The organism is Moraxella cuniculi (assembly GCF_900637105.1).
GTDB classification, from domain to species: Bacteria; Pseudomonadota; Gammaproteobacteria; order Pseudomonadales; family Moraxellaceae; genus Moraxella; species Moraxella cuniculi.
Genome location: NZ_LR134343.1, coordinates 1,849,040 through 1,866,661 on the forward strand (window position 1 = coordinate 1,849,040; position 17,622 = coordinate 1,866,661).

At 40.3% G+C, this 17,622-nt stretch carries 11 protein-coding genes; 1 reads left to right on the forward strand and 10 read right to left on the reverse strand.

What is annotated here, in order from left to right; all coding sequences use genetic code 11:
* Positions 1 to 11: 11 nt before the first annotated feature.
* The 9 genes from EL162_RS08375 to EL162_RS10415 form a co-directional block, all read right to left on the reverse strand.
* Positions 12 to 1,751, reverse strand: coding sequence for a hypothetical protein (locus EL162_RS08375; protein WP_126331397.1), 1,740 nt, complete (start codon positions 1,749 to 1,751; stop codon positions 12 to 14).
* Positions 1,748 to 2,194 (reverse strand): hypothetical protein, encoded by a 447-nt coding sequence (locus EL162_RS08380; RefSeq protein ID WP_126331398.1) that lies wholly within the window; start codon positions 2,192 to 2,194, stop codon positions 1,748 to 1,750. Before EL162_RS08380 ends, EL162_RS08375 begins: the two co-directional genes overlap by 4 nt.
* Before the next feature lie 15 nt (positions 2,195 to 2,209).
* Positions 2,210 to 3,178: a hypothetical protein gene (locus EL162_RS10330; protein ID WP_126331399.1), complete on the reverse strand. Its 969-nt coding sequence runs from the start codon at positions 3,176 to 3,178 to the stop codon at positions 2,210 to 2,212.
* Between the two features lie 6 nt (positions 3,179 to 3,184).
* Positions 3,185 to 3,484, reverse strand: a complete 300-nt coding sequence (locus tag EL162_RS08390; RefSeq protein WP_126331400.1) for a hypothetical protein — start codon at positions 3,482 to 3,484, stop codon at positions 3,185 to 3,187.
* A 1-nt stretch (position 3,485) separates the two neighbouring features.
* The gene (locus EL162_RS08395; RefSeq protein ID WP_126331401.1) at positions 3,486 to 4,379 is read right to left on the reverse strand and encodes a hypothetical protein; all 894 of its coding nucleotides are present in this window, start codon (positions 4,377 to 4,379) and stop codon (positions 3,486 to 3,488) included.
* Between the two features lie 81 nt (positions 4,380 to 4,460).
* On the reverse strand, positions 4,461 to 4,793 hold the full coding sequence (locus EL162_RS08400; RefSeq protein ID WP_126331402.1) for a hypothetical protein: 333 nt from the start codon (positions 4,791 to 4,793) through the stop codon (positions 4,461 to 4,463).
* Positions 4,793 to 5,569 carry a hypothetical protein gene (locus tag EL162_RS08405; RefSeq protein WP_126331403.1) on the reverse strand — a complete coding sequence of 259 codons (777 nt, stop codon included), beginning with the start codon at positions 5,567 to 5,569 and terminating at the stop codon, positions 4,793 to 4,795. The genes EL162_RS08400 and EL162_RS08405 overlap by 1 nt, the downstream gene beginning before the upstream one ends.
* 442 nt (positions 5,570 to 6,011) lie before the next feature.
* Positions 6,012 to 14,471 (reverse strand): two-partner secretion domain-containing protein, encoded by an 8,460-nt coding sequence (locus EL162_RS08410; protein ID WP_170161442.1) that lies wholly within the window; start codon positions 14,469 to 14,471, stop codon positions 6,012 to 6,014.
* Positions 14,416 to 14,730: an ESPR domain-containing protein gene (locus tag EL162_RS10415; protein ID WP_126330325.1), complete on the reverse strand. Its 315-nt coding sequence runs from the start codon at positions 14,728 to 14,730 to the stop codon at positions 14,416 to 14,418. The genes EL162_RS08410 and EL162_RS10415 overlap by 56 nt, the downstream gene beginning before the upstream one ends.
* 165 nt (positions 14,731 to 14,895) lie before the next feature.
* On the opposite strand from EL162_RS10415, the gene EL162_RS08420 reads away from it, so the two are divergent.
* A complete protein-coding gene (locus EL162_RS08420; protein ID WP_170161443.1) occupies positions 14,896 to 16,776 on the forward strand; it encodes a ShlB/FhaC/HecB family hemolysin secretion/activation protein in 1,881 nt (626 codons plus the stop codon).
* A 516-nt stretch (positions 16,777 to 17,292) separates the two neighbouring features.
* Here EL162_RS08420 and EL162_RS08425 read toward each other — a convergent pair.
* The gene (locus EL162_RS08425) at positions 17,293 to 17,613 is read right to left on the reverse strand and encodes a hypothetical protein (RefSeq protein WP_126331406.1); all 321 of its coding nucleotides are present in this window, start codon (positions 17,611 to 17,613) and stop codon (positions 17,293 to 17,295) included.
* Positions 17,614 to 17,622 lie beyond the last annotated feature (9 nt).

Consider the following 17,622-nt stretch of genomic DNA (forward strand, 5'->3'; position numbering starts at 1 on the left):
TTTACTCCAAGTTATTTTTTAGAAAAATTGCTTAAATTTTGCAATGGTATTATTACATTTCCAAGTTCGTCTACAACAATGATTTTTCTGTCACCAACTTTATCTTTGCTAAAATTCCCAAGTTTTCCTTTTATGTGATTAATATCAGAAGCTTGAGAATTCGCAGGAACTTGAACAGCTATAATATCACTCCCTCCTTCTCCTATGGCTTTATCTAGATCATTTCTAACTTGATTTTCAAAAGCCCTAGAACTTCCAGTAGATGCCTTTACTTGAATGGTTTTTAATTGAGTTATCCTATCATAAGATGAAATCGTGATTACATCTGGCCCAGCTACATTATCTCCAGCAATTTTTACAATAGAACCTGATGGGGCAGTTGCTTGAAGTATAACTTCTGCACTTTCAAATGTTAATTTTGCACCTGATTTAGAATGCTCATCCACAAGTTGTTGTATGTCTCGCTTGTTTGGATAGATGGTTCTAGGTACATCAAAAGTTACCATATCATGCTTTGGTATATCTCCACGACCATCAGCAGTATAGTTTTGATAAGGATTATCCACATTCACATTATTGTCAATAACTGTTTTAGGATTAGCATCCAATCTTGATAATGCGTTTGCACCATCAATCACCCCATCCGCACTCTTGGCAATTACAACTGCACTAACACCAGTACCTAAACCTGTGCCAAGTTTGATAAGGTTAGCATTTTGTTCATCCACACCAAGATTTTTTAGTCCAAGTGAAGCGATTTGTTCGTCAATGGATTCATTGTAATTGACAAAAGCAGTTGAAACATTATCAACACCATCAACAATGATTGCTGTGGCAACCACACAACCTGCGACACTAGGGCAAGTTGTAAGGGTGGTTACACCTCCAATAACCTCTCCAATACCCAAAGCAGCTTGAGCAAGGGGCAGTCCTTTTTCCAATCCTGCTTGAATAAGTTTTTGGGTAGCTATGCCATTTTGAATTTTATCATAATAATAGACGTCAGATTTTTTGAATTCCCTGAACTGCTCATCACTCCAAATATACTTTTCATCTCTCATTTGTTCAATAAATTCTTTTTTATAAAATAAAATATCGTCTTTATCAGTGCGAGTTTGAGCCTCCTTTGCATTCATAAGGGTATCATTTGCATAATATTTGTTGCCAATGAAAGGGATAAAAATTGAATCAGAAACTCCCATCTCTTTCATAGCTTGACTGACTAACTTATAAAATTCTTCATCGTTTGCTTTAAAGACATCTGGATAGTTTTGCTGCAAATAATCATAAACCATTTTTTGGGTGCCATTAAACATTTTATGGCGAGCAAGTTGTTCTCCATCTCTAGTTGTAATAATATACTGCCAATTTTCTGTGTTTTTTACCCAGTCCTTAAAGAAGGTCTTATTATTCCCCTTAAGCAATGCTTGATTTTGAAGGGTTGTTTGTGCGTCTTCGCCATTCCCTAGCTGTGCTTTGATGGGGTTGATTTTGTCTTTATTAGCACTGATGGCAGCTTCGGTATTGAGCTTGGCGGCAAGTCCTGCTAAATCTGCCAAGGTTTTGTTTTTGCCACCACGAACATGGTCTAGTTCATGAGCTAGGGTTTGGATACTATCTTGTCTTAGTTCATCATGAATGTCAATGACGGTAAGTTCTTTATTGGTGGCTCCTTGTATGCCTTGTTGGGCAGTGATACTGGTAAGTAGTACTTCGGTGCTGATGCCTACGGCATTAAAGAGGCATATCAATCATCATAATCTGCCAGATAATCATTATAATCAATAATCTCAATAATAAATAAGTTATTTTTTTGTGCTAATCGCTGAATATCATTCAACACATCTTGATTGGGGATGAAAATAAGGTCTGTTCTATCATACCCACCCTTGACTAGAATTTTCTTTTCATGATAGTAAATTTCTTTCAGGGATTTTTCCCTTAAACTATTCAATAAAATTTTCTGAAAATTTTTTGATATTGTCTTGAAAACATTACCAGTTTTTACATCTTCAACAAAATCAGAAATTTCAGTATAAAAACTTAAAAATCTTTTTTCTCCCTTGAGGTATTCATCTATTTTCTTGTTATCTTTTGCAATATCAAAGGTTAAAATTTGACAGTCATCAGCTTCCGCCTCTGTAAGCCAATGATCAAAACAAGATAAATAACAAACGTACATAAAATTATTCATAAAAATTACCTATTGTTATTTTCGTAAATATATACCATCTTTTGAGAGTGTGCCTATTCTGTTGCCATGCTTATCTAATAGTTTCCAGTAACTTCCACCATGAGCGGTTGGCTTTCCAGCTGCATTATCTTTAACCAACATATAACCCTTATCATTCCTATATGCTGGCTTTCCGTTGTACTTAAAGTTATTACTAGAACCTCTTGTGAATTTAGATAAATCAACCTTATCCCCCTTCTGCATATTACTACTAACTTCAACATAGTCATCCTCAGGCGGAGGCTCAGGAGGTGGCGTAGAGGCAACTTGGGAAGTCTGAGGAGGTGCGTTATTGGCTTTATTTTCTGATTTCTTTTTATCAGAACTAAAAATCCCAACTGTATAATCAATAATAGTATTGGTCGCATCTCTTGCTGCTTTTTGCGTGCTTTTAAAACCATCTTCAACTGCATCAGAACATGCCTCTGTTGCACTACAGACCGCAACTCCAGCTCCAGCAGCTAACGCTGTCAACTCCGTTGCACCAATTGCCGCAACTCCTGCTGCAGGTGCTGCATTCAACCGTAGTAAATCTTGATTTTGTTGAAACTCAAGCAGGTATTGGTCAAAATACTCTTGTTCTTCGGGACTTAACTGACTTCTAACTTCTTCAATCTTTTTAAGAATCAGAATGCTTTTATAGGCATCACTGGCGATATCATAACCTAATTCAATATCACTGACAATGTCATCTTTAATTTTGTTAAGGTTTTGACCTAACCCCACCTGCTCCTTTTTAATCTCCTGTCTGCCTGTTTTGGTGAATATTCTGGTATCCACTGTGGTATTAAAGTCAAGACCACCTGTTTTTTGGTCTTTGATGACTTTTTGGGTGTTTAGGGCATCGGTGTTGATGTTTGTTTGGCTAAGGTCGGTGGTGGTTTGGCGTTGTCCGTTATGGGTGATGGCATCAGTTTGGGTGGTTGTGGGTTGGGCTAATAGCAATTTTTTTTATTGTTTGTAAAAATCATTTTTTACCATATCCACAATTAATAAGCAATCATTATAATTTTTTATAAACAAAGATATACTATTAGGAAATTCCTCCCAAACAATCTTAATGACTTCATCCTGAAAATACACTTGACCAACCCCAAAATCAATGTATTGCTCATAATAGCCATAGCGTAAATTATTTTTTTCACAAAATTTTTTTATAGTATCCTCAATGCTATTATGAAAGCAATACATACATTCTGCTGAAAGCTCTATATCCAATATATACATATTGTCAGATTTTATAATATTCATGTTATCTATTAAAACCTTTTGGTGCGAAGTCTAAGTCTGAACCATCTGCTTTACTAGCAGAATCTATAATTTCTTTCCAAGTCTTTCCTTTTTGTCTCAAATAATGAGCGGTTGGACCCAAAGCATTTCCGTATTTTTCAATATTTCTTAATTCTATCTCTCTTAACTTCTCAGGAGGGGTATTTCCTCTGTATTTAACTTTGAGTTCGTTTCTTTTATTTATAGCCCAAACAGCTACCTCTTCTTCGGTCTTTCCTTGACTTAACATTCTTTGCGTATGGCTAGATATAGATTGAACTTCATTAACATATTCCATCCTTAAATTTGCTATTGGTTTTCCGTTAACAATATTTGATTCAAATTGAGAGCCGTCTCTATAAACATTGTTCTCAATCCTCTTAGCCTCCGCCACCGCCTTATTTAGTTCATCTTTACCCTTAAAAGAACGAATGACTTTGACACCTGCTTTACCTGCAACTTTTAATACATAGCCACCACCAGCAGTCGCAACAAGAAAAGCAACTTCTCCAGGGGATGTTGGCACAAGTAACGAAGCAATATTCTTTGCTCTACTGACACTTCTTGCCCATATATAGGCTGAGCAATCACTGGAGCTAACACCTGCCTGACGACATTCTTTTTGTCGAGTTTTCCCCACACCCTGAGCAACACCTGGCTGATCCCAAACCTCATCCCCACTCTCCGTCCCCTCAACTCTTTGCATTTCATTGGCATTGAGTAGTGCTTGATTGTCTTGTTTGATAGCAAGTTGCTCTTCTGGACTTAGGTTTTGCAGGGTTTTTTCAGTTGGTGTGATGGTTTGTCTATGGGTGCCTATCTCCTCTTGGTTAAGACTGGTACCGATATTATAAGCAAAGTTACCGATTTTGCCCATTCTTGTGGCAGAAGTTTCACCTTGTCCATTGTGGTGGGCGATTTCGTGGTTTAGGTTTTGTAGCTATTATAAAGGACTATCTTATGACCTCATGGATACAGATTTAATTGATAAATTATTATCAACAATTAATTCAAGAAATTTATTATCAAAATAACCAGGAATTTCTTTAAAAAATACTTTAATATTATTGTTAAATAAAGTAATTCTATCAACTCCTTCCTCGTATAGATGAGATATTAAAAAATCATTGCAATATAGCTTAATATCAATAAAATCATAGCAATCTGTAAGTATACTTAGCTTAAATTTTTGATAATAAAATGTTGTTAATTGTGTAAAATCATCATTCAGTATGCTATCGCAACCATATCTAGAGATATAATCATCACAATTGGGAAATAAAATACTCATTATGAACCACCCTTTACAATAATAGTTGTTAGTTTTCTTTGTCCATTTGGCATTATCTCAAATCCCATTTCAAGTTTTCTAATACCACCTGGACCGATGATCAAAGTCTCTCTTCTTTCTATATCATAATATAAGCCATCCCTACCAATTTTTCTTTCAGCAGAAATAATATTTGAAGAAGAACCGACACTATTTTCTACAGTATCGGAAATAATTTTTCTACCTTGAGCATTGTCGTGAATACCTATGCTTGCCAACTGCTCTTTATTTTGTAACGAGCGAGGAGTGTTATGTGGATCATTTTTCACTCTTCCAAAGAAATAATTAAATTTATCATTTGGAATAAATGTTTTTGGTGTAGAATTTGTTACTGTAGATCTAACAGGACTCCTCCCCACACCACCACGATAAACACTCGCCAAGACCATCGCATCTTCAGCAACCGTGCCTAAATTATCTAAATTTTGTTGTCTGATATATGAATGACGGTCTTCTCTAGAAACGCCTTGTTCAGCACAATAATTGTATTTATTTTGAGCAATTTGACCAGCAATAGTTTTGCTCTCTAACTCATCTCCACTCTCTAGCTCCTGACTTAATTGTTTTTGATTGGTATCAAGCAAGGCTTGATTGGATTCATGAATGGCGAGTTGTTCTTTTGGGCTTAAGCCTTGTAAGGTTTGAGCGGTTGGTGTGATGCCTTGTCTATGAGTATTGATACCCTCTTGATTGAGACTTGTGCCAATATTATACGCTAAGTTGGTGATTTTGCCCATTCTTGTGGCAGAAATTTCACCTTGTCCATTGTGGTGGGCGATTTCGTGGTTTAGGGTTTCTATGGTTTTACAAATCTTAAGTCATTATTACGTTGCAACTCGCACCTAGCAACTTCGCCCAGTTGTTCTATTTGGATATTGGTGTATTTTAATAGAGCACCTATTGAATAATAGTATGTTGCAGGATGCCAATATACAAAAAGACCAATTGAGATAATAATAAATATAATATTGGTAGTTGATTTTTTTTCTTTAAAGAAAAACCAAAATAAGAAAAATAAAAAATTTAACAAAAACAAAATAGAGGATAGAATTATGGCGACAACTACGGAACTATCATGATAAATACATACCCCCTCGGAAATACCCCAAGAATCATACTTGTTTAGAAAGAAAAATATAAGAAAACAAATACACATCGATAATATAATATTAATTATTTTCATTTTATTAACTCTTTTAGTTTGTATTTTCTTTTCAAAATGCTATCTCCGTATGATGTATTTTGCATAATTTGTTCCTTTGTTAACTCTAGCCCTCGATTGTATCTTGCACCAGCAATTCTAATATGTTCATCACCCATATCTTTTGCAGGAATACCAGCATAATCCACATTTAGAGCCACTCTTAAATGTTCTGCCGTCAATTCAATATTTTTTTCTGGAATCTTTAGCGATGCTATAATTCTAGCATTACTCCAAGTAGGGTGAGCCTCTCTTACCCTAGCAATTTGAATACTTGTATTGCCAAACGATGTTTTGTCAGCTGGATTTCCAGCACCTACAAAATTAAGGATGGAGCGTCCATTGTATGCCACATCATCCACAATTAAAGGATCTCCTCCAAACTCATTATACATAACACCAGCTAATAACTCTGGAGGTATGTCATATTGTTTGGCATACTTCTCAATCTCATATTTATAATCAGACACAAACAATTCTTTTTTTCTATGCAAAAAACCACTCCCTTGTATTTGCCATTGGGCAAAATCATAAGAACTCCAAGTTGCCTTCTTATCATTTTGGTATCTGGTGCACATATCTGCGGATACCTGTGCAACTTGACACATTTGTGCTTTGTGTTGCCTTTCACTTTCTTGTCTATTGGTACCAATCCGACCAGCAACAGTTTTATTTTCAAACCCATCCCCACTCTCCTTCTCCTCCTTAAGCTGTTCTTGATTGGCATCAAGCAAGGCTTGATTTTGAGCGTGATAAGCAAGTTGTTCTTTAGTGCTTAGGTTTTGTAGGGTTTGAGTTGTTGGTGTAATTGCCTGCCTGTGGGTGTTGATGTCCTCTTGATTGAGACTTGTGCCAATATTATACGCCAAATTACCCAGTTTGCCCATTCTTGTGGCAGAAGTTTCACCTTGTCCATTGTGGTGGGTGATTTCGTGGTTTAGGGCTTCTATGGCATTGTCTAGATGGTCTATGTCAAGGTAGGTGTGTCCTTTGGTGGGATTGGCAAGCCCTTGAACCATTTCACCTTGTGGATTGGTGGTGTTTTCGGTTAAAAAGACAGTCGTGCCATCAGCACTGGTGTTTTGGGTCAGCTGTGCGTTGAGCTCATTTAGGATATCTTGGTTTTGGGCGACATCGGTTAGGTCGCCATCAATGATGGCATCCACATGGGCGTTTAGGCTGGTATTTGCTTTATCTACCCCTGTTAAGAGGTTATTTCTGGCTTGGGTTAGATTGTCTTTGGCTTTTTGAATACGAGTGTTATCATTGATGGTTTTTTCATTATCCATTAAGCCTGTTGTGATGGCAGCAGCTGCGATGGCTGGCATGCCAAAGGCAGCTTTGGCGTTGTTGGGTAGTTCCTTTTGCTCCTTTTTAATCTCCTGCCTACCTGTTTTGGTGAATACTCTGGCATCTATGGTGGTGTTGATGTCAAGACCACCTGTTTTTTGGTCTTTGATGACTTTTTGGGTGTTTAGGGCATCGGTGTTGATGTTTGTTTGGCTAAGGTCGGTGGTGGTTTGGCGTTGTCCGTTATGGGTGATGGTGTTATTGATGGTAGCACCTTGACCAATGGTGGCAAGAGCAAGGGTTTGTTTGTCATGACCTTGATTGTTTGCAGATATGCCGATATTGGATAAATCAATATCGCCTTGTTTGTTGGTAAAACCTACATTGATACCAAAGCCCTTGTTTTGGCTAGATTCTGTTGCCAGTAGGTCTTGGGTGATTAGGGTGTTGGTGGTGAAGTTTAATTGACCATTGGTTTGATTACCTTGCTCATCTACATTGATGGCGGCAATGATACCACCCGTAATAGAAGTATGATTGGCAGTTAGGCTGTGGTTTGGTTTATTGCCAGTGTTATCTGTAGTGATATAGACAATGCCTGATGGTGTATTACTGGCAGTGATATCGCTTTGGCTGTTTTGCTGATTATAGCCTAGGCTTAGACTGTTGGTACCAACGCCGATATTGCCGCCTTTGCTACCACTTTGGCTTTTTTGGGTATTTTGGCTGGTGGTAATGTTAAGCGTATCTGTGCTGTAATGACCGCCTTGTGCGTTGATGGTAGCACCGTGTAAAGTGGTGTTTTTGGCATGACCGTTCAGCTCACCCAAGTTAAGTTTGGTGTCATGAGCGGTCGTGCTTGTACTATGGCTGTGGCTTTGTTGTCTGCCCATGCCTGCTGATAGATTGCCTGAAGTGCTGATACTGGCATCAATGGTGCTCGTACTACTTTTACTTTGGCTTGTATCTTGGGTGGTGGCATGGGTTAGGGTTAACTTGTTTAGGTGGTCAATATTAAGCTTATCAATGTCGGCTTGCAATCCTTTGGTGGTAAACTCATCACCAACCAGCGTTGTATTGGCGGCGGTGATCTGAGTGCTTACAAAGTCTTGGTTGGTTTGTGTTTGATGGCTTTGGCTTTGGGTATGCGTTGCACCTAATTTGGCACTAAAGCCAAGTGTCGGTGCCGTATTAGCCGCACTGGCTGCTACTGCCCCTAAAGCGATTTGGGCATTGGCGATGTTGGCGGTTGCCATAGCCAGATTGGCTTCATAGTCGTTGATGGCATCCGCTTCAAGTTTGCCTGCCGCCACTTCATCTTGAGCATTTTCTAGTGCTTTGCGAGCATGATTGGCACTTTGGATAGCTTCTTTGACGTTTTCGGCAGCTACAGCGGTATCAACGGCGGCATGATGAATACTGGCTTCAAGACGAGTGGTATTGGTTTCGTTGCTTTGAGTGTGAGTGCTTTGATTGATGGCACCATCAAGCAAGGTGTTTTTGGCACCAATGAGTAAAGTACCTGATGTGCGATCCAAATCAAAGTTGGTAGCTTGCGTGGTTAGACTGCCGTCATTCATATCGCCAAGTACAGCCGCACTATTACCACGAACGGTTACGCCATCATGAGTGGTGCTTTGGGTAGTTTGGGTATCTGTCGTATCTGTATAAACTACAGCACCAAGTTGTAAGCGATCTTTGCCAAATTGCATACCCTCGCCAGTGATGGTTTGGCGTGTTTGGGTTTGTGTGTTTGTTTGACTGTGCTTGGCGGTGGTAAATAAAATATCATCACCCAAGACGCTGACAAAGCCGTCATCTCCTGCATCTATTACACTGCCTTGTGCGGTAACTTGGGATGCACCCAAATGGATTTGATTGGCGTTGAGTTGAGTGGTAGCCTGGGTATGGACAGTGGTATGATTGCTTTGCGATTCGGCAAGTGCAATACCCTTACCAAGTCCTAAAGCACCAGTTACCACGCCAACACCTTTCATAACATCTTTGACAAAACCACGATAGGAGCTAGAGCTTTCTTGCCAAGTTTTATTGGTTAAATCTACTGTGCCTAAATTTAGGTGCTGCATGTCGCCTGATAGGACAATGGGCTTGCCATTGTCATCAAGCTTCAAGGTACCATCATCATTAGTGGCAAGATGGGCATTGCCAACAGTGATGACTCCGTTGGGAGCTTGTAACTTGACCGCATTTAAATTGGTAGAGTTTCCTTGAATGTCAATACTACCCGCACGAACACCTGTTTGAGCAAGGGTTTCTTGGTAAAAACCATCGACATTGCCTGTATTTTTATAAAAGTTTTGAGTGGTTTGGATGGTGTTTTGATAAACACGATCTTTGACGGATTCGATGGCGACATCACCTTGCTTGGCACTGATGCTTGCTTGCTCGTTGGCTGTGATATTGGTGCCAAAAAGATCAATATCAGAATTTTTTGAAATGACATATATCTCATCGCCATCTATGCTGCTAAGCACAGCAGTGTTGCTGCTGGACTCATAGATTTTTGTAATGTCTTTGGAGCCATACCATTTGCTCTGTTGATGGGTGGATGAGCTTTGAGTACTACTTGTCGCGCGCCCTTCGCTAAAATGCACACCACCTGTAGCAATAACAGCACTTACACCCCCTGACCGAATATTGGCGGCCTTGCCTGTAATGTCTGCCCCCTGACCTGTTGTTGCAATCACAGTATCACCATAACTGCTAATATTTGGCCCCACATCTTCTGTTTGGCTGTACTTAAAGTAATTGTTGTCATCTGCCACCGCACTAATATGGTTGCTTACGGTAACAGTGCCAATGTCGATGCCGTTTTCGGCGGTGATGTCGGTACTGCCGCCATCGTTTTGTATGTTGGCAGCTTTGTTTAGGACATAGTTACCCGCTTGGATGTTTAGAGTGGTTAATGGATTACCCTGTTCATCTGTTTGGTCTTTTAAACCATCTCCCACACGGATGGTGGCGATGTGTGTGATGGTGGTGTTGGATGAAGAGCTTTGTCCTTGTGTGTTTGTTTGGGTAGCTGTTAGGCTTTCGTTGATGATTTGGTTTTTGGCATCAAGGCTCATGGCACTGTTTGCGTATATGGTGCCATGGTTGGTGATGTCATTGTTTGCTGTGATGGCAATAAAGTTGCCTTGCACAGCACCTTTATTGGTGGCGTTGTTTGCGGTGATGTTTATGCTGTCTTTGGCAATGACATTACCGTTGTTATCTAGATTGCCCGTCAGCTCTATGTTGATGTTTTTGCCAGACATGGCAGCATACCTACCATCAGGGCTAAGTGTGCCTGTCGTGATATTGGCAGATCTTAGATATAGCTTGGGTACTAAGGCATCTTGGGTTTTGGTGATGGTATTGCCATCTTTGTCTTTGGTGGTGTAGGTGATGGACTCTTTGACCAGCCAGACGATGTCGGTGGTTAAGTTTGCCATCTGATCAGGCGTAAGTGCCGTGCCAAGTGTGTAGCCGAACTGTTTGGCTGCCGTGATGCCTTGATTCATCAGCTGTTTAAAGGCTTGTTCTTGATTGGTATAATCGGTGTTGATGTGTCTGCCTGTTAATAGCTGATATTGTTCTTTGAGGTATTGCTGTTCTTTATAGCCATCAGATAGGCGTTTGTGGATGTGATTTGGGTCTGATTGTAGTGCTTTTAGCATATAATCGGACGATAGCCACTGTTTGTAATTGGTAAAGGCGGCATCGGTCTGAATCAGCGGTTGATTTGGGTCATCAGCATTGATGGTGTATAGGGCTGATGTTGGGATGATGATGTTATTGTCATTGCTGTTGATATCAATAATGACAGAGTTGTTATTGATTGTGGCTGGCTTATCAATCCTTGTGCTGCTTGCTGTGGTGTTGATGGTGGCGTTTAGGATAGGCAGCTCGTAAGTTGCCAGCGGAGCAAAGGATTGTACAAAGGCACCGCTGCCGATATCAATACGCTTATGCCTACGACCTGCACCAGAGGAGACAACTGTGCGGCTGATAAAGCGGCCATTTTCGGTTACTTTGGTTTTTTCACCATACAGACCGTTGTCAGGGTTTTGGATGACAGTATCGCCAAGCACTGCAAAGCCTGCGCCTGCATTTATCTGACTTTTATCATTAATCAGTGTATTGCCCTGAATGATAAGGTTGCCTCCTGCCACCATGCGAGCAGGGTCAGAGGTTAAAGTTTTATCCTCATAAACAACAAAGTCTACAGTGATTTCATCAATCTCTTCACCAACACGCTGGTGGCTGCCATTTGCTTGTTTGACATACAAAGCCCCAGTTGGTGCACCTTTACGGCTGGTTGGACCTAGGTAGGCTTCATCGGTGGTGTAGATATTGAGAGCCAAATCAACATCACTTTTGGTTTTGTTAAATTGGCGGTTGTATGCTCTGATGGCAAGTTCCAATGCTTCAATGGCAGCAGCATTGTTCTGTTCCCATGTTAATAAAGGAGCCATGGCTTTGGTGTAATTTGCCAAGTCTTCATTGTATTGTGTGCAGGCTTGGTTGCTTTTAGGTGCCAAGGCACAGCTTTGGGTGGTTTCATTTTCTGGCAGATCAGGCTCATCTAACAGATCCTGAGCTTTAATGCTTGGGATAGGCTCTTTGGGCGGCTCAATTTTAAAGTACGACCAGATGGCAGAATCATTGCCGTAGTTGATGATGCAGTCGCTACCCTCTGGGCAGTCAAACAATCCTGCCATTGGTTTATTGCCCAAATCATCAGTATTGGTGCTTTTTTGAATGACAGGAGCTGCCCCTGACTGCTCACGGTTGCGATAGAGTGTTTGTCCATAGACAGATTCTTCCTCTACCTTGACTGTATGCTTGTTAAAGTCGGCATTGGTGTTTAACAAGGTTTTGGTATTAACCTGCATCTGCCCACCAGATTCAATGGTTGCACCGTTATTGATGATGGCTTCGGCTTTGCCTGTGGCATGATGATTGTCATCAAGACTGCCGCCAATGTTAAGACTGTCAAGACTTGTGATTAAAGCTTGACTGTCGAAGTTTTCGTTGAATTTGCCCGCTCTGTCAGGGTTGGGGTTGTTGTTTAGGGTGTTTACACCAATATCCAGACGCTCTCTGGCTGCAATGACTGGGGCGGTGTGATGGCTGTCGGTATCACTGGCTTTGGCTGGGGTGTTGTTTAGTGTGTCGGCAGTAATGGCAAGGTGTGTGCCATAGATACGACCACCAGCCAAGTTATCAATGGTGCCTGCAGCTTTGATGAATGTGTTTTCACTGTTGATCAAGCCTTGGTTTGTGATGTCATTGGCATTCAGTGTCAAATCTTGATCGGCGGTAAATTGACTTTGGTTAATCAGCTTGCCACTTGTTGTAAACGCTAGGCGATTGGCAACAAGCTTATCCTGATCCGTGTGGGTATAGTCTGCTTGTTGGGTGATGGTCAGCGTATCAGCCGTGATAGTACCGCCATTTTGTAATTCTTTGGCAGTGATATCTGCTTGTTTGACTGCGGTAATGGTGCCGTCTTGATTGATAATACTGTCCTTGGCGATAAGTATCATATCACCACCGCTTGTCAAACTACCCTCTGCATTAATGATGGTAGATTCACTGTCAATCACCATACCATCTTTGGCACTAATATCGCCTTTGCTGTTGTCAAAGCTGGTTAATTGCCAGTTAACGGTGTCTAAGGCGATTTTACTGTCGGTGTTGGTAAGAGTCTTGGTGTTTAAGGTTTGTGCGTCAATGGATGCTTGATTGGTGTTCTTTGTCTGATTGGCGGTGATACTAATGTCGCCTGTGGCTGTGATGAGTGCTTGATCGTTTGTGTTGGTCAAAGATTTGGCTGTGATAAAACCATCAGCACTTGGTACTGGGATGGACTGAGTTGTGTCTGTGGTTGCAGGTAGTGATGGGTTTGATGAGTTGGCAGTGTTGGCTGTTGTATTGTCTTTAGAATCACTACCAATAGTACCAGCACTCTGATCGCTGCTTGGCGTGCTTGGTGCATCGAGGGTGGTTTGCTCATACAGACTTTGACCGATGACGGCTTTATTGCTGTTGGTGAGTGTGTCTGTGCTGATATTAAGACGGCCTGTGCCTGTTTGGATGAGTTTGCCTGTATTATCAAGCTGATTGGTGGTAAGTTGTAAAACACCGCCATAAATACTGCCTTGATTGTTTAAAGTATCAGTGGCATCAATTTGGGTGGTCTGAGTGCTGTGGATGGTGCCTGCACTCTCAAGGTCTTTTGTATTGATGGTGAGATTGGCTTGTTCGCTAAGCAGTGTGCCATCGTTTAGAACAGAATGATTATGGGTATTGATGGCAAGTTTGTCTTTGGCAGACAGTATGCCAGCATTGACAAGATTGCCCTGAGCATCTAGGGTGAGTGTACCGCCTGCCTGTACGCCTTTGCCAGTTGCGGTGATGACACCAGTGTTATTAACCCCAAAGCCTTTGTCCGTGCCAATCAGATGGATTTTACCAGCATACATACCACCCAAAGATGAGATGTCTAGGGCAACGCCTCGCTGTTCTTTATTGGTGGTTTGACTGGCGGATAATGCACTGGTTTGTTTATTAGTGGCATTAAGCTTGGTAAAATCACCATTTTGAAGACTGATTTGATTTTCGCCTAGAATAATATCAAGCGTATTACCTGCATAAATCTTATCATTGATTTGGGCAGTTTTGGTAATTAAAGCGGCATAATCGGTGCCTTGTAGGTTTAGTTTGCCATTGACTTCAATATGAGCAGCAGAGTTGCCACTGACTTGATAACCAGATACCTGCCCTTGATTGACTTGGCTGCCTGCTGCTGCCAGATGGGCATTGCCTGCATTGATAAGCCCTGCACCATTGACCACTAAGCCTGATGGATTAGCAATGATGACATCTGCCTTTTTACCTGCCACTTCAATGAAGCCGTTCAAATGACTTGGCTTGCTTGAATTGATTTGGTTTAAGATGGTAGAAGCTTCACCACGAGCCATAAAGGGGTTGGCTGCCACAAAGCCTGCAATTTGGGTATTTGTTGCTTGGCGGTTGTTATTTAAAATAACACCAGAACTGCCGACATCAAATTGGCTATAATGGTTATTGGATAAACCGCGAGCATTGGGGGGTGGTGATGTTGACTGAAGTGATGCCACTGGCTGTGGGTAGAACAATGGGTTGTAGTGATTTATCGGCGGATTTGTCGGCTAAGATGGTTGTTGGGGTGTTGGCGTGGGCTGACTGTAAAGCCACAAATACTGCAAAGGATAAAGCGGTTACTTTGCCCATCATGCCTTTTATTGACGGCTTGTTGCCAGCACTGACACTGTTACAAGACACACCACGAGCATATTCACAAACCGCCATCCAAGTCTGTGTGGATTTATTAAAGACGATTTTATAAATATGGTTCACGGTTCAAATCTCTGACAGATAAAAACAATAGTGATATGATTGTAACATTTTAGTATAATGATAGCAATAATTAACAATTTGTGCAGATTAACACCGCTTGATATATTCTTTTTGATATTTTTGGGAAATTTGGTGATGGCTAGATACTCCGTTCTTTTTATTTGCATGACAGCAATTTTTACTCACGGCATCGCCCTTGCCAACACCAAAAGCCAAGCCCTCCTGCAAACCCAAGATGCTCGCAATCAAGCTCTGCTTAACCAATTGGTACCCAATCCAACGGTATTAACAGGTATTGATTCCATCCCGTCTGCCATCAACGATGAGCAAGCTTTGGCAGATGATAGCAATATTTGCTTTGATATTTATCGGATTGGCTATTCGGTGTTATCACAAGATGATATTGCCTTTGCAGACAAGCTTGGCTTTGCTTTACTTCCTGAAATTATGGGCAATGGTAGTGTGTTAGGCAAGTGTATGGCGGTAGGTGATATCAATGCTGTCTTGACTCGTGTACAAAACCGCTTAATTGAACAAGGCTATGTTACCAGTCGTATTATGGTGGCTGATCAGAATTTATCTGGAGGTGAATTAAGATTAACCTTAATTCCTGGTAAGATTGCTAAAGTGCTGGTAAATACAGCAGATAGTAAAGTGCCTGTCTATGTTAAACAGACAAACATGGCTTATCCTGCTGTTTTAGACACAGCACTTACCACACAAACAGGCAAGCTATTAAACATCCGTGATTTAGAAACCATGCTTGAGAACTTTAAACGCGTGCCAAGTAGTGATGCTAATTTTAAGATTGTGCCGTCTGGTGATAAGCGTATTGGCTTTAGCGATATTTTAATTGACTATAGTCAAAACCGCCGCATTCGTGGCAGTCTAAGCGTCGATGATTCAGGCTCTAAATCCACAGGTAAATATCAAGGCATGGCAACCTTGAGTGTGGATAATTTGGCAAATTTTAATGATTTACTCTATTTAAGCTTTGGGCGGGATTTGGGTAATCAGCTTAATGACGATAAAGATTATCCGTCTAATAAAAGCAAAGGCTCTAAGAATTATGGTATTGGTTATGTATTGCCAATTAAAAATAGTTTATTACAACTAAATGCCAATCGCTACACCTATCATCAAACCGTAGCAGGCAGCACCCAAGATTATGTTTATGGTGGTACTTCTCGTGGGTATAATGCCAAATTATCACACTTAATACACAGAGATGCTCATAGCAAAAGCCATGTGTATGTCGGTGGGTTTATCAAATCTCAAGAAAGTGATATTGATGGTACAATCATCGATGTACAAACTCGTAAGATTGCTGGTTATCAAATGGGCATTACTCATGAAACCTACCTAAAACAAGGCAAGCATCAACTTACGACAGATATTTCTTATAAACGCGGCAGTGCAGCTTTTAATGCCTTGCCCTCACCAGAAGAGCTGTTTGATGAGGGTTCTGCCCGTGTCGGTATTTATCAATTAAACGCCAATCTAACAAGTAAATACAACCCAAGCATTAACAACAAACCACTACCCATCATCCACAGTACCACACTCAAAGCCCAATACGCCACAGACAGTCTAACACCAGATTTAAAGATGGCAATTGGTGGTAGGTACACTGTTAGAGGCTTTGATGGTGAGCGTTCATTGTCTGCTGATAATGGCATCTTGGTAAGACAAGACATCAGTTTTTATCCAAGTTTTTTAAATAAACAACGGGCAAATAATCAAGGCATCACAATCAACCAAAACAACCCACAAAACAGCACACGAAACAGTCAATCAAGCCATGCCATCTATTTAGGGTTGGATACAGGATACATCACCAACCACAACAAAAGCCAAAATGAGCTATTGCTTGGACAGCATCTAGTAGGTGCCGCCATTGGCATTAAAGGGCAATACATGCCAAATACAAACAACCCCTACCTAAGTTTTAATTACGACATTTTCACCTCAAAAGCAATCAGCGAGCCCACAGGTTTTTCAAACAAAGATTGGGTGAGTGGGGTGAGTTTGGGGGTGGGGTTTTAGCTGAGCAGTTTTTTAAAATTGATGTTTATCAATCAGCTATCACGCTTACCAGAGTGCAGTCATCCGCAATGAGGTGTTTAAAGCCATGAAGTCGTGGCAAGTTTTATTACTAGGACTTGCAAACTCTCAACAGGTAGAATTTCATCAACTCTTGCTTGCCTTGAATGGGTTCAGGAGAGCAAGCGAGATTATTATTTTAATCTAGTTTACGGGCTGTGATGAAGCTTTGATTTGATCAGCATAAAGTTTTGAACAGTCTTCATAATTTTGAATATTTCTTCTATGTAGTTTAGTCTATAGCACCAGATTTTACCATTTTGCAATTTATAGGCAATATATAATAAGATCAACTCTCTGTCACTTTTGATATCATAATTTGAGAATTTTTATCACAAAAGTAATCAAAACCTTTTAGGTTGTTATCTAAGAAAAATTGATTTTCAATCACATCACCCTCTTTGGTTACTTTAAGATAAAATATTTTTACGACACTATTATTTCAAACACCCAAAGCCTTTAAGCCTTTTCTAACAATCCATTGTTTGGGCTGCGAAAAATCGCACCATCAAAAGTAATCAATCCTCCCTGCACTAGAAAATCCTGCAAATCATACTTTGATTTCAATACATTGTTATCCAAGTCATAATTAAGCTTTTTTTCAAATCTGGATACAATGAATAATTTATCCAAAGATAGAATATTATTGATAATATGATTGTGAGAAAACAGATTTTTTTCATCAATCATTTCCTTTTGTGAAAATTTTCTTGAAATAATCACAAAACCCCATATAAAGCCTATCGCTTTATATGGGAAATAAAGTTGTAATTTTAGCACATTTTACAC

What these genes read in the sequence shown, in the direction of transcription:
- EL162_RS08390 (WP_126331400.1), bottom strand. Translation starts at nt 3,484, where the DNA reads ATGAATATTATAAAATCTGACAATATGTATATATTGGATATAGAGCTT.
- EL162_RS08405 (WP_126331403.1), bottom strand. Translation starts at nt 5,569, where the DNA reads ATGGGCAAAATCACCAACTTAGCGTATAATATTGGCACAAGTCTCAAT.
- EL162_RS08400 (WP_126331402.1), bottom strand. Translation starts at nt 4,793, where the DNA reads ATGAGTATTTTATTTCCCAATTGTGATGATTATATCTCTAGATATGGT.
- EL162_RS08380 (WP_126331398.1), bottom strand. Translation starts at nt 2,194, where the DNA reads ATGAATAATTTTATGTACGTTTGTTATTTATCTTGTTTTGATCATTGG.
- EL162_RS08395 (WP_126331401.1), bottom strand. Translation starts at nt 4,379, where the DNA reads ATGGGCAAAATCGGTAACTTTGCTTATAATATCGGTACCAGTCTTAAC.
- EL162_RS08420 (WP_170161443.1), top strand. Translation starts at nt 14,896, where the DNA reads ATGACAGCAATTTTTACTCACGGCATCGCCCTTGCCAACACCAAAAGC.